The organism is Pseudonocardia hierapolitana (assembly GCF_007994075.1).
In the GTDB taxonomy this organism is placed as follows: domain Bacteria; phylum Actinomycetota; class Actinomycetes; order Mycobacteriales; family Pseudonocardiaceae; genus Pseudonocardia; species Pseudonocardia hierapolitana.
In genome coordinates this window covers 5,709,190-5,730,131 of record NZ_VIWU01000001.1, presented here as the reverse complement: position 1 = coordinate 5,730,131, position 20,942 = coordinate 5,709,190, and the positions used below count along the sequence as shown (strand labels likewise).

Annotated in this window: 19 protein-coding genes and 1 pseudogene; 11 read left to right on the top strand and 9 right to left on the bottom strand. The window is 71.9% G+C overall.

Going from position 1 to position 20,942, the window contains the following annotated elements:
* Positions 1-2: 2 nt before the first annotated feature.
* A complete protein-coding gene (locus tag FHX44_RS27270) occupies positions 3-1,448 on the bottom strand; it encodes an ATP-binding protein (protein WP_147258413.1) in 1,446 nt (481 codons plus the stop codon).
* Entirely contained in the window at positions 1,445-3,118 is a 1,674-nt protein-coding gene (locus tag FHX44_RS27265; RefSeq protein ID WP_147258412.1) for an FAD-dependent oxidoreductase, read from the bottom strand. The genes FHX44_RS27270 and FHX44_RS27265 overlap by 4 nt, the downstream gene beginning before the upstream one ends.
* 145 nt (positions 3,119-3,263) lie before the next feature.
* Here FHX44_RS27265 and FHX44_RS27260 point away from each other — a divergent pair, with 145 nt between their 5' ends.
* The 4 genes from FHX44_RS27260 to FHX44_RS27245 all read left to right on the top strand — a co-directional run bounded on the left by FHX44_RS27260 (position 3,264) and on the right by FHX44_RS27245 (position 7,316).
* Complete coding sequence (locus FHX44_RS27260; protein ID WP_246170610.1) at positions 3,264-3,908, top strand: FadR/GntR family transcriptional regulator; 645 nt, start codon at positions 3,264-3,266, stop codon at positions 3,906-3,908.
* Entirely contained in the window at positions 3,905-4,681 is a 777-nt protein-coding gene (locus tag FHX44_RS27255) for a creatininase family protein (RefSeq protein WP_246170609.1), read from the top strand. The genes FHX44_RS27260 and FHX44_RS27255 overlap by 4 nt, the downstream gene beginning before the upstream one ends.
* A gap of 137 nt (positions 4,682-4,818) precedes the next feature.
* The gene (locus FHX44_RS27250) at positions 4,819-5,778 is read left to right on the top strand and encodes a CE1 family esterase (protein ID WP_246170608.1); all 960 of its coding nucleotides are present in this window, start codon (positions 4,819-4,821) and stop codon (positions 5,776-5,778) included.
* Complete coding sequence (locus tag FHX44_RS27245) at positions 5,775-7,316, top strand: AbgT family transporter (RefSeq protein WP_147258410.1); 1,542 nt, start codon at positions 5,775-5,777, stop codon at positions 7,314-7,316. The genes FHX44_RS27250 and FHX44_RS27245 overlap by 4 nt, the downstream gene beginning before the upstream one ends.
* Before the next feature lie 47 nt (positions 7,317-7,363).
* On the opposite strand, the gene FHX44_RS27240 is transcribed toward FHX44_RS27245, so the two are convergent.
* Both FHX44_RS27240 and FHX44_RS27235 read right to left on the bottom strand, forming a co-directional pair.
* Entirely contained in the window at positions 7,364-8,821 is a 1,458-nt protein-coding gene (locus FHX44_RS27240; RefSeq protein WP_147258409.1) for an aldehyde dehydrogenase (NADP(+)), read from the bottom strand.
* Positions 8,818-9,723 (bottom strand): fumarylacetoacetate hydrolase family protein, encoded by a 906-nt coding sequence (locus FHX44_RS27235; RefSeq protein ID WP_147258408.1) that lies wholly within the window; start codon positions 9,721-9,723, stop codon positions 8,818-8,820. Before FHX44_RS27235 ends, FHX44_RS27240 begins: the two co-directional genes overlap by 4 nt.
* A 61-nt stretch (positions 9,724-9,784) precedes the next feature.
* Here FHX44_RS27235 and FHX44_RS27230 point away from each other — a divergent pair, with 61 nt between their 5' ends.
* Together FHX44_RS27230 and FHX44_RS27225 are read left to right on the top strand one after the other, a co-directional pair.
* The gene (locus tag FHX44_RS27230) at positions 9,785-10,438 is read left to right on the top strand and encodes a GntR family transcriptional regulator (RefSeq protein WP_147258407.1); all 654 of its coding nucleotides are present in this window, start codon (positions 9,785-9,787) and stop codon (positions 10,436-10,438) included.
* The gene (locus FHX44_RS27225) at positions 10,422-11,795 is read left to right on the top strand and encodes an FAD-binding oxidoreductase (RefSeq protein WP_147258406.1); all 1,374 of its coding nucleotides are present in this window, start codon (positions 10,422-10,424) and stop codon (positions 11,793-11,795) included. Before FHX44_RS27230 ends, FHX44_RS27225 begins: the two co-directional genes overlap by 17 nt.
* A gap of 63 nt (positions 11,796-11,858) precedes the next feature.
* Here FHX44_RS27225 and FHX44_RS27220 read toward each other — a convergent pair whose 3' ends face one another.
* Together FHX44_RS27220 and FHX44_RS27215 are read right to left on the bottom strand one after the other, a co-directional pair.
* Positions 11,859-12,905 (bottom strand): tartrate dehydrogenase, encoded by a 1,047-nt coding sequence (locus tag FHX44_RS27220; RefSeq protein WP_147258405.1) that lies wholly within the window; start codon positions 12,903-12,905, stop codon positions 11,859-11,861.
* Positions 12,902-14,506, bottom strand: a complete 1,605-nt coding sequence (locus tag FHX44_RS27215) for an SLC13 family permease (protein WP_147258404.1) — start codon at positions 14,504-14,506, stop codon at positions 12,902-12,904. The genes FHX44_RS27220 and FHX44_RS27215 overlap by 4 nt, the downstream gene beginning before the upstream one ends.
* Positions 14,507-14,563: 57 nt before the next feature.
* Between FHX44_RS27215 and pepE the strand changes: the two genes are divergently transcribed.
* The 3 genes from pepE (at position 14,564) to FHX44_RS27200 (ending at position 17,880) form a co-directional block, all read left to right on the top strand.
* The gene (gene pepE, locus FHX44_RS27210) at positions 14,564-15,286 is read left to right on the top strand and encodes a dipeptidase PepE (protein ID WP_147258403.1); all 723 of its coding nucleotides are present in this window, start codon (positions 14,564-14,566) and stop codon (positions 15,284-15,286) included.
* 835 nt (positions 15,287-16,121) lie between these two features.
* Positions 16,122-17,657 carry an HNH endonuclease signature motif containing protein gene (locus FHX44_RS27205; RefSeq protein WP_212612660.1) on the top strand — a complete coding sequence of 512 codons (1,536 nt, stop codon included), beginning with the start codon at positions 16,122-16,124 and terminating at the stop codon, positions 17,655-17,657.
* A gap of 28 nt (positions 17,658-17,685) precedes the next feature.
* The gene (locus FHX44_RS27200; RefSeq protein WP_147258402.1) at positions 17,686-17,880 is read left to right on the top strand and encodes a hypothetical protein; all 195 of its coding nucleotides are present in this window, start codon (positions 17,686-17,688) and stop codon (positions 17,878-17,880) included.
* Here the strand turns inward: FHX44_RS27200 and FHX44_RS27195 are convergent.
* From FHX44_RS27195 to FHX44_RS27185, 3 genes and pseudogenes are all read right to left on the bottom strand, one after another.
* Positions 17,870-18,076, bottom strand: a complete 207-nt coding sequence (locus FHX44_RS27195) for a MerR family transcriptional regulator (protein ID WP_147258401.1) — start codon at positions 18,074-18,076, stop codon at positions 17,870-17,872. The two genes, FHX44_RS27200 and FHX44_RS27195, sit on opposite strands and share 11 nt — an antisense overlap.
* A gap of 16 nt (positions 18,077-18,092) precedes the next feature.
* Positions 18,093-18,473, bottom strand: a pseudogene (locus FHX44_RS44285) (aldo/keto reductase); the annotation flags it as partial.
* 73 nt (positions 18,474-18,546) lie between these two features.
* Positions 18,547-18,768 (bottom strand): hypothetical protein, encoded by a 222-nt coding sequence (locus tag FHX44_RS27185; RefSeq protein WP_147258400.1) that lies wholly within the window; start codon positions 18,766-18,768, stop codon positions 18,547-18,549.
* Positions 18,769-19,064: 296 nt separating this feature from the next.
* On the opposite strand from FHX44_RS27185, the gene FHX44_RS27180 reads away from it, so the two are divergent.
* Positions 19,065-19,916 carry a TIGR03560 family F420-dependent LLM class oxidoreductase gene (locus tag FHX44_RS27180; RefSeq protein ID WP_147258399.1) on the top strand — a complete coding sequence of 284 codons (852 nt, stop codon included), beginning with the start codon at positions 19,065-19,067 and terminating at the stop codon, positions 19,914-19,916.
* A gap of 105 nt (positions 19,917-20,021) precedes the next feature.
* Positions 20,022-20,861 carry a glycoside hydrolase family 16 protein gene (locus tag FHX44_RS27175; RefSeq protein ID WP_147258398.1) on the top strand — a complete coding sequence of 280 codons (840 nt, stop codon included), beginning with the start codon at positions 20,022-20,024 and terminating at the stop codon, positions 20,859-20,861.
* Positions 20,862-20,942: the final 81 nt, after the last annotated feature.

Sequence of the window (20,942 nt, the reverse complement as noted above, 5' to 3'; positions counted from 1 at the left end):
GGTCACGCGCTGGTCTCCTCGGTGATCGGCAGCCGCACCCGGAACCGGGTGTCACCCGGCTCCGAGGTGACGGAGATGTCGCCGCGGTGCCGGTTGACGATCACCCGGAACGTCACGTCCAACCCGAGGCCCGTGCCCCGCCCCACGGGCTTCGTGGTGAAGAACGGGTCGAAGATCTTCTGCCGGACGTCGGCCGGGATGCCCGGCCCGGTGTCGCCGATCTCCACGAACACGCACTCGTCGACGCGACCGGTGCGGACGGTCAGCGTCCCCTTCCCGTCCATGGCGTCGAGCGCGTTGTCGATGATGTTGGTCCACGCCTGGTTGAGCTCGGCCGGGTAGGCCGGGATCAGCGGCAGCGTGCGGTCGTACTCCTTGACGATCCCGATGCCGGCCTCCTCCCCCAGCTTGCGCCCGAACATCACCAGCGTGGCGTCGAGGCCCTCGTGCACGTCGATGAAGCGGTGCGGCGCCCGGTCGAGCTGCGAGTACTGCTTCGCGGCGAGCACCAGGTCGGAGATCCGCGTGGTGGCGTCGAGGATCTCGCGCAGCAGGCTCTCGGTCTCCACGGTGTAGGCGAGCCAGCGGATCGCGCCCTCGAGCGTGGTCTCGTTGGCCGCCACCTCGACCGCGTCCAGGTCCTCGACGCCGAGCCCGCCCGCCACGAACACCGGGGCGAGGTCCCAGCTGCCGTCGATGCCGCGGTCGTCGAGCCACTCGCCGAGCTCGTCCTCGCGGTCGGTGGCCTCCAGGGGCGAGAGCGCGGGCGCGTGGCGGACCTTCTTGACGAACTCGTCCTGCGCCATCACCAGCTTCTTCAGCTGGTCGCCCGCGATCTTCCCGTCGGCGATCATGGCGAGCTTGGCCCGCATGCCGGCCACCTTGTCGCGCAGCGCATCGGCCGCGCGGCCGGCGGCGGCCGCCGGGTTGTTCAGCTCGTGGGTGAGCCCCGCGGAGAGCCGGCCGAGCGCGAGCAGCCGCTCCCGCTCCGCGAGCACGTGGTTGCCCCGCTTCATGCCCAGCCGCAGGCCTTCGAGCAGGTGCACCGCCATCGGGTACCAGCGGGTGAACTCCGCGGCGAACGGCCCCTTCGGCAGCGCGAGCGCCGTGCAGTCCGTGATCGCACGCACGGACGCCGGGTACTCCTCGGTGGTCTCGTCCTCCACGTAGAACTGGACGGCGCCGAAGTACACGCCGCGCTGGTCGGTGCGCGTCGTCTCGACGTTGTCGCCGCCGACCAACCTGCTCATCGCGATCGTGCCCGACAGCAGCACGTGGAAGCAGTCGGCGGGCTCGCCTTCCACCACGATGTTCTCGCCCGCAGGCACCGCGATCACGTCGCCGTGCTCGGACACCCAGGCCAACTGCTCCTCGGTGAGGTCGGCGAACAGGAACAGGGTGCGCAGCTCGTCCGGCGTCAGGTGCGCCGCCACCTCGGGGCTGGTCACTGATCCGCCAGGTAACGGTGCACGAGCGTCACGGCCATGGCGCCCTCCCCGACCGCGGACGCGACCCGCTTCACGGAGTCGGACCGCACGTCTCCTGCCACGAACACTCCGGGCACACTCGCCTCCAGGTGGTAGGGGTCACGGTCCAGTGTCCACCCCGGGGGCCGCTTCCCGTCGACGACGAGGTCCGGACCGGTGGGGATGAAGCCGCGGGCGTCCCGCTGGACGAACCCGTCGAGCCACTCGGTGCGTGGCGCGGCGCCGATGAACACGAACATCGAGCCCGCCTTGACCGACTCGGTCGAGTCGCCCTGGCAGAGGGTGAGCGACTGCAGGTGGTCGTCGCCGTGGGCCTCCACGACCTGGCAGCCGGTGCGCACGAAGATGTTGTCGATGCCCTCGATCTGCTTGATCAGGTACGTCGACATCGACGCCTCCAGGTTCGGCCCGCGCACCACCAGCGTGACGGTGGCGGCGTGCCGGCTGAAGAACACCGCCGCCTGACCCGCCGAGTTGGCGCCGCCGACGATGTAGACGTCCTCGCCGCGGCAGGCGGGCGCCTCGGTGGCCGCCGAGCCGTAGAACACCCCGCGGCCGGTGAGCTCGGTGACACCGGGGGCGTCCAGGGTGCGGTAGGAGACGCCGGTGGCGAGCACCACCGCGTGCGCGGCGATCTCGCTGCCGTCGCCGAACCGCACGACGCGGGCCGAACCGCGGGCCTCCAGCGAGACGACGTCGCGGGCGGTGAGCACCTCGGCGCCGAACTTCGCGGCCTGCCGCCGCGCCCGGTCGGTGAGCTGCGCGCCCGACACCCCGTCGGGGAAGCCCAGGTAGTTCTCGATGCGGGAGCTCTGCCCGGCCTGGCCGCCGGTGGCGTGGCGCTCGACGAGCACCGTGCGCAGCCCCTCCGAGGCGCCGTACACCGCCGAGCCGAGCCCGGCGGGACCGCCGCCGATGACGATCAGGTCGTAGAATTCCGACACCGGGTCGGTGGTCAGCCCGCAGGCCGCGGCGATCTCGGCGTCGGTGGGCGAGCGCAGCGCCGTGCCGTCGGTGGTGATCAGCACCGGCACGTCCTCCGGCCCGGCGCCTGCCGCCTCCAGCAGCCGCGCGCCCTCCGGCTCGTCGATCGAGTAGTAGCGGTAGGGCACGGAGTTGCGGGCGAGGAAGTCGCGGGCCGAGAAGCACTCCGCCGACCAGCGGTGACCGACGATGCGGATCTCGTCGATCGGCCGCTGCCCCACCGCCCGCCACGTCTCGACCAGCGCGTCGACGACCGGGTAGAGCTTCTCCTCCGGCGGGTCCCACGGCTTGAGCAGGTAGTGGTCGACGTCGACCAGGTTGATCGCCTGGATCGCCGCGTCGGTGTCGGCGTAGGCGGTGAGCAGGGCCCGGCGCGCGTGCGGGGCGATGTCCATGGCCTGCTCGAGGAACTCGATGCCGTTCATCTCCGGCATCCGGTAGTCGGCGAGGATGGCCGCCACCGGCTCACCGCGCAGGGTCAGCTCGCGCAGCGCGTCGAGCGCGTCGCGGCCGGACTCGGCGCGGACGATCCGGTGCTCCTGGCCGTAGCGACGGCGCAGGTCGCGAGCCACGGCGCGGCTCACTCCGGGGTCGTCGTCCACGGTCATCAGGACGGGCTTTGTCGAGCGAGGCTCGATCGTGGTCATGCAGGCTCCTGCGGAACGTGCTGCAGTCCCCGGGGTGGGACGAGATCGGTGTCGAAAGTACGCGCCGCGGGCCCCGACGGCGAGGGACGGGTTGACCCGGCAAGTTGCTAAGTGATTTAGTCACTTGGTGACCAGAGGTGACACGTTGTCGGAGCGCCTGGCCGACGAGATCGTCGAGATCATCCGGACCGAGAACCTGGAACCCGGTGACCAGCTGGCGTCCTCGCGGGACCTCGCGCGCCGGTTCGAGGTCACCACGCCCACCATCCGTGAGGCGCTCCGCCGCCTCGAGGCCACCGGCGCCGTGGAGTTCCGGCACGGATCGGGCACGTACGTCGGCGCGGGGATCGACCGCAGGCTGCTCGCCAACCCGCACCGACCGAGCACCTCCCCGGCGGCCGTGCTGGAGCTCGTCGAGGCGCGGCTCGTCCTGGAGCCCTCCATCGCCGCCGCCGCTGCCCGCACCCGCGACGCGGACGGGCTGCGGCAGCTCGAGGACAGCGTGACGAACGCGCTGCACCCGCCCCGGGGCGACCAGCGCCCCGCGGTGCACTTCCACGCGGCGCTCGCCGCCACCACGGGCAACACGCTGCTGCGCGAGACCGTCGAGGCCCTGCTGCACGTGCGGGTCCGGGAGCAGATCGAGATCCGGCACCGCTACGACGACCGCGAGCGCGACCACGCCGAGCACGTCCGAATCCTCGATGCCGTGCGCGCGGGCGACGCCGCGCTCGCCCAGCGCCTCACCGAGGAGCACCTGGTCTCCATCCGCGAGGCGGTCCGGGCGTGAGTCCGGGCGTGCGCAGCAGGCGGCTCGGCGAGCTGACCACGGCGGAGGCGGCGGACGCGGTCGTCACGAGCCCGGTCGTCATCGTCCCCGCCGGGGCGTTCGAGCAGCACGGGCCGGGCCTGCCGCTCGCCACGGACCTCGTGCGCGCGGAGCACGTCGCCGAGCGCGTCGCGGACGTGCTGGCGGGGCCCGCCGTGATCGGGCCGCCCGTTCCCGTCGGCGTGTCGCCGCACCACATGGCCTTCGCCGGCACCGTCACGCTCACCACCACCACCTTCGCCGCGGTGCTGCGCGAGTACGCCGACAGCCTGCACCGGCACGGCTGGCGCAAGATCCTGGTGATCACCGGCCACGGCGGCAACGGCGCCGCGCTCTCGACGGTCGCACAGGACCTGCTCACCACCCGCCCCGACCTGCAGTTCGCCTGGACCCCCCTCACCGCGCTCGCCGCCGATGTCGTTGCCGGGATGGGGGTCAGCGAGGTGCACGGGCACAGCGGCGAGGCCGAGACCGCGCAGATGCTCGCCGTCGCCCCGCACCTGGTGCACCGCGAGCGCCTGGCCGCCGGCACCACCCGCCTCGCCGAACTCGACGCCCTCGGCGCCGTCAACCGCCGGCCCGGCGCCCCCACCCTGACCGTGCGCTACGACCGGCTCTCCGCGAACGGCGTGCTCGGCGACCCCCGCCGGGCCACGCCCGCGGACGGCACCGCGCTCGTCGACGCGATCGTCGCGCGCATCGCCGACTTCGTCACGGAGTGGCTGAAGGCCTGACCCGCACGCACAACCACACGACCGCACAACGCAGATCGATCCCGCATCACGACGGCACCCATCGGTTCCGCCGCCGATCCCCCGCGCCCTGATGCAGCGCTCCACGGCCGTCGAGGACGCCGACCGAAGGGAACACCATGACCCGCACCCGCAGGTGGGCGCGTGGCGCCGCCACCGTCGCGATGACGCTGGTCGCGGCGCTGTGCGCCACCGCGCCCGCCCACGCGCAACCCGGCCGTTCCGACGGCTGCGGCACGACACCGGCCCAGCGGCCCGGCACCAGCGAGCTGCACGCGATCGGCAGCGGGGGCCGCGACCGCACCTACCAGCTGCACCTGCCGCCGGACTACGACGCCGGACGCGCGTGGCCGGTGGTGCTCGTCTACCACGGCCGTGGCAACACCGGGGCAGGCACCGAGGAGTTCTCGAAGCTCTCCACGCTGCCCGCGATCGTCGCGTACCCGAACGGCGTGATCGGCCAGGGTGACGGCGACCGCCAGGCCTGGCAGGGCGCGCCGTACTCCGCACCGGGCGTGGACGACGTCGCGTTCACCCGCGACCTGCTCGACCACCTCGAGGCCGGCCTCTGCGTGGACGAGCAGCGGGTCTACGCCACTGGCAAGTCGAACGGCGCCGGGTTCACCGGGATCCTGGCCTGCCGGGCGGCGGACCGGATCGCCGCGATCGCGCCGGTGGCGGGCGCCTTCTACGGCACCGGGGAGCCGCCCTGCGCGCCCGCCCGCGCCGTGCCCGTCATCGAGTTCCACGGCACCGCCGACACCACCATCCCCTACACCGGCGACACCGACCGCGGCCTGCCCGCGATCGAGGACTGGGTGGCGGCCTGGGCACGGCGGGACGGCTGCCACGCGGGACCGCAGCGCACGACGATCGGCCCCGACGTCACCGTCAGCCGCTGGACCGGCTGCTCGCGGGGCGCCCAGGTCGAGCACGTCGCCGTCGACGGGGGCGGTCACACCTGGCCCGGTGCCGACAGCTACTCGGGCGGCGGGCACACGACCCAGACCATCGAGGCGCACGAGGTGCTGTGGGAGTTCCTGCGCCACCACCGGCTTCCCGCCCAGGAGGCGTCATGACCACGACCAGGAGCACACCGACCCCGCAGGAGCTGCCGCGCATCGTGCGCGCGATGGCCGTGGTGGAGCGGGTCGGGAACGCGCTGCCGCACCCGTTCTGGCTGTTCTGGGCGCTCTCGGCCATCCTCGGCGTCGTCAGCGCCTGCCTCGCCGCGGCCGGGGTGTCGGTGGTCTCGCCGAGCGACGGCGAGACCGTGACCGTGCGGAACCTGCTCTCCGGCGACGGCCTCGCGATGGCCGTCTCCACGATGGTCGACAACTTCGCGACGTTCCCGCCGATGGCCACGATCGTCGTGGTGATCATGGGCGTGGCGGTGGCCGAGCGCACCGGCTTCCTCGCCGCCGTCATGCGGGTGGGCGTCTCGCGGGTGCCGGCCTCGCTCGTGGTGTTCGCCGTGGCGTTCGCCGGCACCGTGGCGCACGTGGCCTCCGCGGCGGCCTACATCATCCTGGTGCCGCTGGGCGGCCTCGCCTTCCGCGCGGTGGGCCGCTCCCCGATCCTCGGCATCGTCGTCGCGTACACGGCGATCGCCTCGGGCTACGACGCGAGCCCGGTGCCCACCCCGAACGACGCGATCTTCGCGGGGATCACCACGGCGGCGGCGCAGATCGTCGACCCGGCCGCCTACGTGTCGCCGATCAGCAACTGGTACTTCAACATCGCCTCGTCGGTGGTGCTCGCCCTGGTGATCACGGCTGTCACCCGGCTGGTGCTGAGCAAGCGCCCGGACCTGGACGCCGACCCGGACGCGCCCGACGACGACATCGCCCAGCTGCAGCTCAGCGCCCGCGAGCGTTCGGCGCTGCGGCTGGCCGGGCTCGCGCTGCTGGTGGCGCTGATCGTGCTGGTGGCCGTGGTGTCACCCGCGTCGTCCCCGCTGCGCGGGGAGGGCGGCAGCATCGTCGAGTCACCGCTGCTCGAGGGCGTCGCCGCGCTGGTGGCGTTCCTGTTCGGGCTGGTGGGAATCGTCTACGGCGCGCGGGTCGGCACGATCGCGAAGCCGGCCGACGTGCCGAGGCTGATGGTCGAGGGCGTCAAGCAGATGGCCCCGGTGCTGGTGCTGTTCTTCGCGATCGCGCAGTTCCTCGCCTACTTCGACTGGACGCACGTCGGAGACGTGCTCGCCGTCGTCGCGGCGGATGCGCTGCACACCACGGGCACCCCGACCGTCGTGGTGTTCCTGCTGGTGCTCGTCCTGCTCACCCTGGTGAACGTCATGGTCACCAGCGGCTCCGCGATGTGGTCGATCGCGGCGCCGGTGCTCGTGCCGATGCTGATGCTGGTCGACGTCCCGCCGGAGACCACCCAGGCGCTGTTCCGGATCGCCGACTCCGGCTCCACCGCGATCACGCCGATGAGCCCGTACTTCGTCATGGCGCTGGGTTTCCTGCAGCGCTACCGCAAGGACGCCGGCATCGGCACCCTCGCGTCCTACACGTTGCCCCTGGCCATCGCCATGACGACGGTGTGGACGCTGCTCTTCCTCGCCTGGTGGGCCCTCGGCATCCCGCTGGGTCCCGGCGCCCCGGTGCGCTGAAACACGAACGGCACCCTCGTCCGGGACGAGGGTGCCGTTCGTATCGATCAGGACAGGACGCCGTCGACCCGCCGCGGCAGGCCGAGGGGGTTGTCGTCGCGCAGCGCCTCGGGCAGCAGGGCCTGGGGCGTGTTCTGGTAGCACACCGGGCGCAGGAAGCGGCGGATCGCCGTGGTGCCCACGCTGGTGTGGATCGACGCCGTGGTGGCCGGGAACGGGCCGCCGTGGTGCATCGCGTGGGCGACGGCCACGCCGGTGGGCCAGCCGTTGTAGACCAGGCGTCCCGCGCGGTCGCGCAGCACGTCCAGCAGGGCCGGCAGGGTGGCGGCGTCGGAGTCCTCGGCCTGGACGGTGGCGGTGAGGTTGCCGCCGAACGCCTCGGCCGCGGCGAGCATCTCGTCGCCGTCGGCGTACTCGACGACGATCGACGTGGGCCCGAAGCACTCCTGCAGGATCGGGTCCGGGTCGGCGAGCAGCTCCTTGGCCGTGGTGGCGAGCAGCGTGGGCGCCACGCCCGCGTCGCCGTCCGCCCCGTGCACGAGGGTGCGCAGCGGGCCGAGGCCCTCCAGCCGGTCGCGCTCGTGGGCGTGGCCCTCGCGGATGCGGTCGTTGAGCATGCCGGCGGGCGCGGTGGCGCGCACGGCCTCGACGAGGCGCTCCTCCAGGCCGTGGCCCTCGGGGAGGAACAGCAGGCCGGGCTTGGTGCAGAACTGGCCGGTGCCCAGCGTGAACGAGCCGACGTAGCCCGCTGCGATGTCGGTGCCGCGGGCGGCGATCGCCGCGGGGGTGACGAACACCGGGTTGAGGCTGCCCAGCTCGCCGTAGAACGGGATGGGCTCCTCCCGCCGCGTGGCGATCTCCAGCAGGGCGAGGCCGCCCTTCACCGAGCCGGTGAACGCGCCCGCCTTGATGCGCGGGTCGGTGAGCGCGGTCGTGCCCGCCTCCATGCCGTGGATCACAGCGAAGGTGCCATCGGGGGCACCGGCCGCGCGCAGCGCCTCGGCCAGCACCTCGCCGGTGCGCTGCGAGAGCCGCGGGTGGCCGGGGTGGGCCTTGACGACGACCGGGCTGCCCGCGGCGAGCGCCGAGGCGGTGTCGCCGCCGGGCACGCTGAACGCGAACGGGAAGTTGCTCGCGGCGAACACCAGCACCGGGCCCACCGGCACGAGCATGCGGCGCAGGTCCGGCCGCGGCACCGGCTTGGCGTCCGGGTCGGCGGAGTCGAGGATCACCTCGAGGTAGGAGCCCTCCTCGAGGGCGTCGGCGAACAGGCGCAGCTGGCCGCTGGAGCGCGCCACCTCGCCGGTGAGCCGGCCTTCCGGAAGCGCCGACTCCTCGATCGCGATGGGCACGAGCTCGCCTGCGGCGGCGTCGAGGGCGTCGGCGGCCGCGCGCAGCAGCCGGGCGCGTTCGGCGGGACGCAGCGCGGCGAGCGGCCCGGCGGCCTGAGCCGCCGCGGCCAGTACGCGCTCGAGCTCCTCGGGAGCGGTATCGGTGACGGTCACTGCTGGCCCTTCCTCCTGGCCGCGGGACGCTCGATGGCGTCGACGAGCCAGGACAACGGTTCGCGGCCCCGTACGACGGGGTTGGACAGGGTGCCGACCTGCGCGATCTCGATGTCGACGCGGTCGCCGTCGGTGAGCGAGAAGCTCAGCTCGGGGACGATTCCCGTGCCGGTGGACAGGATCGCGCCGTCGGGGAAGTCGCTGGGGGCGTACAGCACCTCCACCAGCTCCTCCAACGTGCGGTGCAGGCGGGCGGTGCTCGTCTCGCCCTCGAACACGACGGCGCCGTCGCGGACGATCCTCATGGCGATCGCGAGATCGGAGGTGTCGACCTCCCACGCAGGCCGGATACCCGTGGCGAGGGCGCAGGAACCGTTGAAGATCTTCGCCTGCGGGATGTAGAGCGGGTTCACGCCCTCGATGGAGCGCGAGCTCATGTCGTTGCAGACCGTGTAGCCGACGATCTCGCCACGGCTGTTGGCGACCACTGCGAGCTCCGGCTCGGGGACGTCGACCTCGGAGTCGGCGCGCACCCCCACCGGCTCGCCGTCGGTGACCACCCGCCAGGCCACCGCCTTGAGGAAGAGCTCGGGGCGCGGTGCGTCGTAGACCAGCTCGTAGACCGAGGCCTGGACGCTCTCCTCCACCCGGCCCTCGCGCGAGCGCTCGTAGGTGACCCCGGACGCCCACACCTCGGTGCGCCCGTCGACGGGCGGCAGGTAGGTGACGGAGTCGGCGTCCACCTCCGCCCCGGCGGGTTCCAGCCCGGCGCGCAAGGAGTCGAGCGGTTCGCGCAGGAGCTCGGCGACCGAGCCGAAGCGGACCGGGGCGATCTTCCCGTCCCGGCGTACTCCCACACGCGGCTGCGCTGCCCCCTGCTCGACGTAGCGGACGATCTCCATGCTCCACCGGCTCCTGTCCGTCGCGTCAATGCTGCGCCCCGGATCCTATAGGATCTTGCCGATGTTGCCAGGGCGGCTGGTCGACGACGTCCACGAGACGATCAAGGCGCGGATCATGGACCACGCGATCGCGCCGGGTGCTCGCGTGTCCATCGACGGGCTCGCCCGCGAGCTCGGCGTCTCCCCCACCCCGGTCCGCGAGGCCCTCGCCCGGCTGGAGTCGGCGCAGCTCGTCGTGAAGGAGCCGTTGCGCGGCTACCGCACCACGCCGCTGCTCACGCCCGCCCAGCTCGCCGACCTGTACCGGTTCCGGCTCCTCATCGAGCCGTGGGCGGCGGCGACGGCCGCCGAGCGGGCCACCCCGGACGGCCGCGCGCGGCTCAAGACCGAGCTCGCCACCGCCGACGCGCCAGAGTCCGAAACCTACGCCGCGTACCGCGCGTTCTCCGCCCACGACGCGCGCTTCCACCTGCTGCTGGCCGAGCTGGCGGGGAGCGACCAGGTGCGGGAGGCGTTCCAGCGCACGAACTGGCACCTGCACATCTACCGGCAGCACTACCACCGCGGCATCGGCCCGCAGGCACTGGCCGAGCACCGGCGGATCGCCGACGCCGTGCTCGCCTGCGATGCGCAGGCTGCGGCGGAGGCGATGCGGGAACACCTGGAGCTGTCGCACGCCCGTCTCGGGGAGGAGACACATGACGGTCCTCGATGAGCTCGCCGCAGGCCTACCGGCCGACGCGCTGATCACCGATTCCGCGAGCACCGACGCCTACCGCTTCGACGAGGCGAGCTTCTGCGCGGCCGGCGCCCCGCTCGCGGTGGTCCGTCCGACGGAGACCGAGCAGGTGCAGCACGTGCTGCGGGTGGCGTCGGCGCACCGCGTGCCGGTGGTGCCGCAGGGTGCGCGGTCGGGCCTGTCCGGTGCCGCCAACGCCGTGGACCGGGGCATCGTGCTCTCCCTGACCCGGATGGACCGGATCCTGGAGATCGACCCGGTCGACCAGGTGGCCGTGGTCGAGCCCGGTGTGCTCAACGCCGTGCTGTCGCGCGCGGTGCTGGAGCAGGGCATGTACTACCCGCCCGACCCGTCGTCGTGGGAGCTCTCGACGATCGGCGGCAACCTCGCCACCAACGCCGGCGGGCTGTGCTGCGTGAAGTACGGGGTGACGGCCGACTTCGTGCGCGGGCTGGAGGTCGTCACGGCGTCCGGCGAGCTGCTGCGCACCGGCAGGCGGACCGCGAAGGGTGTCGCGGGCTACGACCTCACCAAGCTGATCGTCGGGTCCGAGGGCACCCTCGGGGTGATCACGAAGGCCACGCTGGGGCTGAAGCCCGCACCCGAGGCCGCTCTCACCATGGCGGCGGCGTTCGCCTCGGCCGCCGACGCGCTCTCGGCCGTCACGCGGCTCATGGCGGCGGGCCTGCAGCCGTCGCTGTGCGAGTTCCTCGACGCGGTCACGGTGCGCGCCATCCAGGACTACCGCGACATGGGCCTGCCCACCGGCGCCGGCGCCCTGCTGCTCACCCAGTCCGACCGCGGACCCCGCGCGGCCGAGGACGTCGAGGCGATGGGCGCCATCTGCACCGCGCTGGGCGCACTCGACGTCGCCGTGGCCTCCGACGCCACGGAGTCGGAGATGCTCATGCAGGCGCGCCGGATCGTCCACTTCGCGGTGGAGAAGCTCGGCTCCACGCTCATCGACGACGTGGCCGTTCCCCGGGCGAGGCTGGTGGAGCTGCTCGACGGCATCACCGCGATCGCCGAGGAGCACGACGTCGTCGTGTCCTGCCCCGGCCACGTCGGCGACGGCAACATGCACCCCACCGTGATCTTCGACCGCGGCGACCCGGCCGCCGTCGAGCGGGCGCAGAAGGCGTTCGACGCGATCATGCAGCTCGGCCTCGCGCTGGGCGGCACGATCACCGGCGAACACGGCGTGGGCGTCCTGAAGCGCGAGTGGCTGGAGACGGAGCTGGGCCCCCTGAGCCTGGACCTGCACCGCAAGATCAAGGAGGCCTTCGACCCGCTGGGCATCCTGAACCCCGGCAAGGTCCTCGCCTCCGGGTGAGTGCAGGAAAGCCACATTCCGGGCCTTGTAGGCCCTGAATGTGGCTTTCCTGCACTTCCGGCGTCAGCCCAGGGCCACCACCAGGGCCTGGGTCGCCTCCGTCGTGGTTGCCGTGCCGCCCAGGTCGCGCGTGCGGGTCTCGGGCTTGGCCAGGGTGGTCTCCATGGCGCGGAGGATGTCGGCGGCCGCCGCCGCGTGGCCCAGGTGCTCCAGCATCATCGCGGCCGACCACACCGCGCCGACCGGGTTGGCGATACCCTGACCCGCGATGTCCGGCGCCGAGCCGTGCACCGGCTCGAACATGGACGGGAACTCCTTCTCCGGGTTCAGGTTGCCCGAGGGCGCGATGCCGATCGAGCCGGCGACGGCGGCGGCGAGGTCGGAGAGGATGTCGCCGAACAGGTTGGAGCCCACCACCACGTCGAACCGCTGCGGCTGCAGCACGAACTTCGCGGCGAGGGCGTCGATGTGCTCGCTGTCGAAGCGCACGTCGGGGTGCAGGGCCGCGCGCTCGGCCACGACCTCGTCCCAGAACGGGAGCGTGTGCACGATCCCGTTCGACTTCGTGGCCGACGTGACGTAACCGCGCCGGGACGCGGCCAGCTCGAACGCGTAGTCGGCGATCCGGCTCACCCCGACCCGCGTGAAGATCGACTCCTGGACGGCGAGTTCGTCCGGGAAGCCCCGGTTCACCCGGCCACCGACCTCGGAGTACTCGCCCTCGTTGTTCTCGCGGACGACCACGAAGTCGACGTCGTCGGCGACCCGCAGCGGGCTCTGCACGCCCTCGAACACCCGGATCGGGCGCAGGTTCACGTACTGCCGGAACGCGCGCCGGATCGGGATGAGCAGGCCCCACAGCGACACGTGGTCGGGCACGCCCGGCCACCCGACGGCGCCGAGCAGGATCGCGTCGAACCCGCGCAGCGTCTCGATGCCGTCGGCGGGCATCATCGCGCCCTCGCGTTCGTGGCGCTGGCAGGACCAGTCGAACTCGGTGTAGGAGAGCGAGACGCCGTGCCGCGCGCAGGCGGCGTCGAGCACGGTGCGGGCGGCCTCGATGACCTCGGTTCCGATCCCGTCGCCGGGGATCACGGCAATGCGAGTCACATACCGAATCCCATCACAGCGACCATCAGCGGCAGGAGCACGATGATGAGGATCGCCCCGAGGATGTCGAACGAGAACCCGGACCGGATCATCGTGGTGATCGGCACCGCGCCGGAGCCGTAGACCACGGCGTTCTGCGGCGTCGACACCGGCAGCATGAAGCCGAACGACGCCGCGAACGTGGCCGCCAGCGCCGGCACGAACGGGTTGACGCCCGCCGCCACGGCCACCGGGATGACGATCGGCACCACCACCGCGGCCGAGGCCGTGTTGCTCGTGGTTTCCGAGACGATGATCGCCAGCAGGGCGGCGAAGATCGTGATCGGGATGATGCTGGTGAGGCCGAGCGCGCTCGACACGCCGTTGCCGATCGTCTCGGCGAGCCCGGTGGACGACAGCAGCCCGCCGAAGATGATGCCGGTGCCGAACAGCACGATCGTGCCCCAGTCGATCTCGGCGGCGTCGCGCCACCGCAGGGTGAACTCGCGGTTCTGCCAGTCGACGGGCAACAGGTAGAGCAGCGACGCACCGAGCACGGCCACCATGCCCTCGTCGAGCCGGTCGGACACCGCTGTGTAGAAGTCGGAGTCGGTGCCGGCGAAGAGCGCCACGATGCCGGGGAAGATCCACAGCAGGACGGTGATGCCGAACGCGATCAGGGTGTTCTTCTCGGCCCGCGACAGCGGCCCCATCTCGGCGCGCTGCTGCGCCACGTATTCCTCGACACCCTCGATCCGCTTGATCTCCGGCTTGTTGAGCAGCAGCAGTACCAGCGCGAGCGCCACGAACATCAGCACGCAGATCGGGATCGCCATGCCCACCCACGCCGCGAAGCTGATGCGCTGGCCCGTGGCCTCCTCGATCAGGCCGCGCCCGATCAGGTTGGGCGGGCTGCCGACCGGCGTGAGCAGGCCGCCGACGCTGGCGCCGTAGGCGAGCATCAGCATGATCGCGGCACCGACGCGCAGCCGCAGCGGGTCGAAGTCGATGGCCACCAGCCCGCGGTCCTGCAGCAGCTTGGCGATCACGGCGAGGATGCCCAGCGCCGTGGGCAGCAGCATCGCGACGGTGGCCGTGTTGGACACGAACGCCGAGAGCAGACAGGTGATGACGCCGAACGCGATGATCACCCCAGCCGTAGAGGTCCCGACACGCGGCAGAGCGAGTATGAAGAACGCGAACCGCCGCGCCACGCCGTGCTTGAGCATCGCCTGGGCGAGGATGAACGCCCCGATGAACGTGAACACCGTGGACGAGCCGAACCGCGCGAGCACGTCGTCGGCCGGCTCGACCTGGAGGAACACGATCACCGCCACGCCGAGGAGACCGCCGATCGGGATCGGCACCGCCTCGGTGACCCAGAGGATGACGACGCCGAGCAGTACGGCCGCGAGCGTCTTCTGCGCCGGTTCGAGGGGCAGCGGCAGCAGCAGGAAGACGATCGTGACGATCGGTGCGAGGAAGAGCCCGATGGTGCGGCGGCCCTTCTCGAACCGCTCCTCGGCGGGCGACAGCCGCTGCTCACCGAGGCTGCGATAGGTGGCGTGCCCGAGCAAGGCCTTGTCGACGTCGGTACGGACGCGCTCGCTCTCCGCGGTCATGCCGGAAATCGTGACATCGGCCACTGGCGCTGTCACCAGGAAGTGGAGGATCCCAGCGTGAACCTCCTGCTGCTCTCGAACTCGACGAACCACGGCCGGCGCCGGTTCGAGCACGTGCAGGACGAGCTGACCTCGTTCTACGGGCAGTGCGAGGTGCTGTTCGTGCCCTACGCCCTCGCCGACCACGACGCCTACACCGAGGCCGTCGGCGACGCGTTCGCCCGCTCCGGCGTGACCGTGCGCGGCCTGCACACCGCGCCCGACCCCCTGGCCGCGCTGGCCGCCACCGAGGCCGTGTTCGTCGGCGGCGGCAACACGTTCCGACTGCTGCGCGCGCTGCAGCGGGGCGGCCTGCTCGCCGCCCTGCGCGCGGCCGTCGAGCGCGGTGCCCGCTACGGCGGGGCGAGCGCGGGCACCAACCTCGCGTGCCCCACCATCCGGACCACGAACGACATGCCGATCGTCCAGCCCGACGGCTTCGAGGCGCTCGGGCTGATCGACTTCCAGATCAACCCGCACTACCTCGACGCCCCGCCCGACTCGACCCACATGGGCGAGACCCGCGCCCAGCGCATCGCGGAGTTCCTGGAGGAGAACGACGTGCCGGTACTGGGGCTGCGCGAGGGCGCCTGGCTGCGGGCGGACGGGGTGACCACGGTGCTGCACGGCCGGGACGCAGTGCTGTTCCGCCGGGGGCGGGAGGCGGAGGAGATCGCTGCGGGCACCGACCTCGCCCCGCTCATGGCCGAGCCGCCCGATCAGTGCATTTCCGACGGATAGAGGCTTTTGCCTGATCGACGCGAGGAACCTTCAGCGATCAAGGGGAGATGGTTGTCAAACGATCTTCGGGAGCGACCATTTGCCCTTGATCACCATTGTAGGAACCGACTGACCTTCTAATAGAGAATGCGCCTAACTGGTGATCATGCCGGTGGGCGCGCCGTTCCCGACTCGGGCACGCAGGCAATCGCTCCCGCTTCAGGCCCCGTGCACTGACGATTCCGTCCGCCGCGCCGTCACCTCGACCTGTTGGCCCGGTTGGCATCACCACCGAATGACGTGGTCGCGTTGACAGCCGTCCCCGAACGGAGGGCACGGCGGTTCCCGACGAGACCGTCACCGCCGGGTGCCCACGCAACTAGCCTGTGGTCCCGACCCCTCCCTCGCAGCGCAACCACACGCTAGTTGCCGCGCTCCCCAACCGGACGGGCTCGCACGCAGGCCCGGCAGGCAAGGCGAGCACCACGGCAACGCAACCACGGAATCGGCAGTTCTCACCCGGCCACCTACCCGGCCGGACACGTTCTCCCGCTCAAGCCGCGTTCACAATAGTGAACACCTCGATCACCCGAAAAGACCTACGAGTCGAACATCTGTTCGCGTAAACTGGAGGCATGTCGAAAACCGCGCCAACCCCACCAACCCCCGCCCTCACGCGAAGACCCGAGAAGCGTCCGCGACACCGGCGAATACCCGACAGCAAAGAATGCGTACCATGCTGACCGGGGCACTACTCGAAACCGCAGCCGACCCGCCAGACATCCCGCCAACTCCGGTGTCGGGCGCGCGGCCGGTCGCCGCGCCGGATCCGCCAGTCGTCCCCACCTGGGAGGCCTTGCCCGACACCTTGCCCGCCACCGTGCCCGACACCGTGCCCGACACCGTGCCGGCAGTGTCGCCGGACGTCTTGCCGGACGCGCTGCCCGATGTGCCGCCGGGCGCCGGGCCGGACGCGCCGTCCGACGCGTCACCGGAGGTGTCGCCGGACGCCGTGCCGGGCGCGCTGTCAGACGCGCTACCGGATGACCTGCTGAACTCCGCAGCGATCAACGCCTGGGTCGATCGGCTGGCCCGGTTCGACCGGGACGTCCCCGACACCGAACGGATCGAGCAACTGCGGGCCCTGGAACGGTTGAAGTCGGCCGCCGCGGCCGCCCAGGCCCGGATCGCCGTCGACCTGGACACTTCCATGCGGGCCGGGCACGCCGCCACCGGGCTGCCGGCGCAGCGGCAGGGCCGCGGGGTGGCCGCGCAGGTGGCGCTGGCCCGCCAAGAATCCCCCTACCGCGGCAGCCGGCACCTCGGCCTGGCCAAGGTCCTGGTCGCCGAGATGCCCCACACCCTCACCGCCCTCGCACACGGTGCGATCTCCGAATGGCGGGCCGGCCTGCTCGCCCAAGAAACAATCTTCCTATCCCGAGAGCACCGCCAGCTCGTCGACGCCCACCTGTGCGCCGACCCCACCGGGCTGCACGGGTGGGGGGACCGGCGGTTGACCGGCGAGATCCGCAAGATCGCCTACCGGCTCGACCCGGCCGGCTACACCCGGCGCCGCGCGAAGGCCGAATCGGAACGCCGGGTCACCTCCCGGCCGGCCCCGGACGTCATGGCCCGGGTCACCGCGCTGCTCCCCGTCGCCCACGGGGTCGCCGTCCACGCCGCCCTGCGCAAAGCCGCGGACACCGCGATCGCGGCCGGGGACGGGCGCACCCGCGGCCAGCTGATGGCCGACACCCTCGTGCAACGCGTCACCGGGCAGGCCACCGCGGACGGGGTGCCGGTGGAGATCCACCTGATCATGACCGACCGGACCCTGCTCGGCGAAGGTCAAGGCGACGGCGACGGCAGTGAGCAGCCGGCGCAGCTGGCCGGGTACGGGCCGATCCCGGCCGGCCTGGCCCGCCGACTCGCCGTCTCCGCCGCCGAAACCGAGACCGCCTGGCTGCGGCGGCTCTACAGCAGGCCCGACAGCGGGCGGCTGGTCGGGATGGACTCGACCCGGCGGGTGTTCCCGGCCGGGCTGGCCCGGTTCATCGAGATCCGCGGCCAGTACTGCACCACCCCATGGTGCGACGCCCCGATCCGCCACATCGACCACGCCCTACCCCACCACCAGGACGGGGCCACCTCGGCGGACAACGGCAACGGCACCTGCGCCCAATGCAACTACGCCCGCCAAGCACCCGGCTGGAAAGTCCGACCCGAGCCCGGACCGCGGCACACGCTGCGGATCACCACACCGACCGGGCACAGCTACCGCAGCACCGCACCCCCACCACCCGGACACCCGAGATCCGAGCGTCGTCACCCCACGGGACGGCGGGCGCGCCGAACCCGCGACACCTCGAACGAGTCCGTCGCCACGGCCTGAAACCGGCACACCGGGGTACGTCCGGGAGATGCCTGAGCAGCGGAACGAGCCGGTGGACGCCCGCGCCGAGCACGACCAGGACGCCGAACCGACGATGACCGCTCCCCCTGAGGTCCGGCCTGATGGCGGGGCATCCGCCTCCGGACGGGACGACAGCCCGGACGCGGTGGACGCCGACCAGGCGGATGCGGAAGAGCCGCCGCCACCAGCCGTCACGAACTGACCTGAGCCGGATGAGCCGCCCGCTCCTCCATCTCCCGGTACGCCGCGATCTTGCCGTCGAGCACCTCCAGCTCGCGGTGGGTGCGCTCGATGCGTTCCAGCACGGCGGCTCGGTGCGCCTCCAGCAGCTCCCGCCTGCGGGCCGGTTCGTGGTCGCCGTCGATCGACACGAACCGGCGCAGGTCGGCCATCCTCATGCCCGTGTCGCGCGTAGACGTCGATGTGGTCCACCCCGAGCCGGCGCAGGCTCTCGTCGCACGCCTTGCGGACGTGCGCTGCGGACAGGTCACTGCCCGCGCCCGTCCTCGTGACCTCGTCGAACACCAGCCCGACCTTGGTCGCGAGCACCACGTCGTCGCGGAACGGGGCGATCGCCCGGCCGACGACCCGCTCGGCGTGCCCGCACCCGTAGACGTCCGCCGTGTCGACGAACCGCACACCGCCGTCGTACGCGGCGCGAACGGCCGCCACCGACTCGTCGTCGTCCACGGGGCCCCAGCCCGCCGACCGTCCCTCGAACTCCCAGTCACCACCCAGCGCCCAGGTCCCGATTCCGAGCGCCGGAACGCGCCACTCCCCCACGCTGCGAGCCATGATCGATCCACTCATGACTGCGAGGCTCCACCCTGGAGCGCGCTCCAGGTCAAGGCGCGACGAGGGACCCGCGTCAGTCGTCGTCCTGCTCGACGCCGTCGCCCGCCAGGACGGGATGCACCGCCTCCCAGCGCTCACGACGCTGCGCCGCGAGGTCCGCGAGCCGCGGCCGGCGGATCGCATCCGTGATGCGGAGGACGACCGCGCCGAGCGAGAGGCATTCGAACCCGGTGATCATGAACCCGATCAACGGCGTGATCTTCGCACCGCTGGCGGTGACGAGCAGCGTGATCATGATCGGGTCTCCCTCTTCCCGCCCTCCCGGATCGGCGGCGGCCGGCGGTCGGATGAACTCCTCCCACGAAGAAACCGAGCTCACCGGCGCTCTCGCCGATCTCGTTACCCGATTATTGATCCGGTCGCGCTATCCGCACCGAGAATTCATCACGAAATGCGACACAAGCCGCCCGATCGAGTGAGCCCGGCAGAGTCGCCGATCACGCATCCGTGACGATGACGTCGTCTCCGATGACGCTGCGTGAACCCGTCCGGACCATGGCGTGCCGCCCGGCCCCGGCCTACGGTCGCGACATGCGCTTCGCGATCAAGACACGGCCCGAGCACACGACCTGGGAACGCATGCGCGACGTCTGGGTGGCCGCCGACGAGTTCGACGTCTTCGAGTCGGCCTGGAACTGGGACCACTTCTACCCGCTCAGCGGCGACCTCGCCGGCCCGAACCTGGAGGGCTGGACGACGCTCGCCGCACTGGCCCAGGCCACCCGCCGGATCCGCGTCGGCTGTCAGGTCACCGGCATGATCTACCGCCATCCGGCCGTGCTGGCGAACATGGCCGCCACCGTCGACGTCATCTCGGGCGGACGCCTCGAACTGGGCGTGGGCGCCGGCTGGAACCAGCAGGAATGCGACGCGTACGGAATCCCGCTGCCCCCGATGCGGGAGCGGTTCGACCGGTTCGACGAGGGGGTCGAGGCGATGGTCGGGCTGCTGCGCGACCCCGTCACGACGTTCAAGGGCAGCTACGTCACGCTCACCGAGGCCCGCTGCGAACCCAAGCCGGTGCAGCGCCCGCATCCGCCGATCACGATCGGCGGCCGCGGTCCGCGCCGCACCCTCGGCGCCGTCGCCCGCTGGGCGCAGGCGTGGAACGTCATCGTCACCGACGCCGACGAGTGGCGCCCGCTGAAGGACACGCTCGTCACCCGCTGCGCCGAGGTCGGCCGCGACCCCGCCGAGATCACCTGCTCGGTGAACGTCCGGATCGACGGTGACGTCCCGCTGGAGCAGGCCCTCGAAGCGGCGCTCGGGCAGATCGAGGACTTCACCGCGGCGGGCGTCGACCTGATCGTCCTCAACCTCCCGCTGGACGCCACGCCGGACGTCCTCCGACCCCTCGCCGATGCGGTGGCGCCGCTGACCTGAGCGAGCGACACCCGATATATCCCTTTTCGTCCGGTTCGCTATCGTCGCCCTGCGCGCCGGCGCTCCCCGTGACTCCCCCTCCGGCGTGCACGTCGAGGAGGCTGGATGTCCCGGTTCCCGCGGCGCGTCTGCTGTGCGCTGCTCGGTGCCGTCGCTGTCCTGGTGGCCGGTTGCGGGAGCCCCGTGACCGGTGAGCCGGACCTGTTCGAGGCGCTGCCGGCGCCATCTCCCGCACCGACCGCCGTCCCCGCCCCGCTGATCGACGACGCGCGCAGCCCGGGCAGCCGGCATCCCGGGACCGCCGGGGACGAGTGGCGGCTGGTGTTCAGCGACGACTTCGACGGGACGCGGCTCGATCCGACCGTGTGGAACCGCTACAACTCCGTGGGCGGGTTCGGCAACGGCTTTCGCCGCCCCGAGGCCATCACCGTCGAGGACGGCATGCTGCGCATCACCGCCCGCGGCAACGTGTCCGGCGGCATGAACCACGAGCGCAGCCAGAGGTACGGGCGTTGGGAGTTCCGCGCCCGCACGGACAAGGGCCGCGGCCGGGGCTCGGCGATCCTGCTGTGGCCGGATTCCCTGGACAAGGAGGCCGATGGCGAGCTGGACATGATGGAGGTGCCGCGGGAGGACCGGTCGCAGGCCCACTTCGTGATCCACTACTCGGCCCAGAACAAGCTCGCGGGCAACAAGGTGGCCGGCGACTTCAGCCAGTGGCACACGTTCGCGATGGACTGGCTGCCCAACCGGATCACGTGGTACGTCGACGGCGTCAAGCAGTTCGAGACCACCGACCGCAACGTGATCCCGACGAGTTCCATGCACCTGGCGATCCAGCTCGACATGGGCCCGTTCGAGGAGTGGATCCTCGCGCCGGACGAGACCACACCCGCCGAGGTCAGCCTCGAGGTCGACTGGGTGCGCGTGTACGCGCGGCGCTAGCGGCAAATGACGCGTTCCCAGGTGCACTCCCGACCGACGACGGCGCCGCTCCCGCTGGATACCGTCGCCGTACCGGGAGAA

What these genes read in the sequence shown, in the direction of transcription:
- FHX44_RS27265 (WP_147258412.1), bottom strand. Translation starts at nt 3,118, where the DNA reads ATGACCACGATCGAGCCTCGCTCGACAAAGCCCGTCCTGATGACCGTG.
- FHX44_RS27250 (WP_246170608.1), top strand. Translation starts at nt 4,819, where the DNA reads ATGACCCGCACCCGCAGGTGGGCGCGTGGCGCCGCCACCGTCGCGATG.
- FHX44_RS27245 (WP_147258410.1), top strand. Translation starts at nt 5,775, where the DNA reads ATGACCACGACCAGGAGCACACCGACCCCGCAGGAGCTGCCGCGCATC.
- FHX44_RS27235 (WP_147258408.1), bottom strand. Translation starts at nt 9,723, where the DNA reads ATGGAGATCGTCCGCTACGTCGAGCAGGGGGCAGCGCAGCCGCGTGTG.
- FHX44_RS27230 (WP_147258407.1), top strand. Translation starts at nt 9,785, where the DNA reads ATGTTGCCAGGGCGGCTGGTCGACGACGTCCACGAGACGATCAAGGCG.
- FHX44_RS27225 (WP_147258406.1), top strand. Translation starts at nt 10,422, where the DNA reads ATGACGGTCCTCGATGAGCTCGCCGCAGGCCTACCGGCCGACGCGCTG.
- FHX44_RS27215 (WP_147258404.1), bottom strand. Translation starts at nt 14,506, where the DNA reads ATGACCGCGGAGAGCGAGCGCGTCCGTACCGACGTCGACAAGGCCTTG.
- FHX44_RS27200 (WP_147258402.1), top strand. Translation starts at nt 17,686, where the DNA reads ATGCCTGAGCAGCGGAACGAGCCGGTGGACGCCCGCGCCGAGCACGAC.
- FHX44_RS27195 (WP_147258401.1), bottom strand. Translation starts at nt 18,076, where the DNA reads ATGAGGATGGCCGACCTGCGCCGGTTCGTGTCGATCGACGGCGACCAC.
- FHX44_RS27185 (WP_147258400.1), bottom strand. Translation starts at nt 18,768, where the DNA reads ATGATCACGCTGCTCGTCACCGCCAGCGGTGCGAAGATCACGCCGTTG.
- FHX44_RS27180 (WP_147258399.1), top strand. Translation starts at nt 19,065, where the DNA reads ATGCGCTTCGCGATCAAGACACGGCCCGAGCACACGACCTGGGAACGC.
- FHX44_RS27175 (WP_147258398.1), top strand. Translation starts at nt 20,022, where the DNA reads ATGTCCCGGTTCCCGCGGCGCGTCTGCTGTGCGCTGCTCGGTGCCGTC.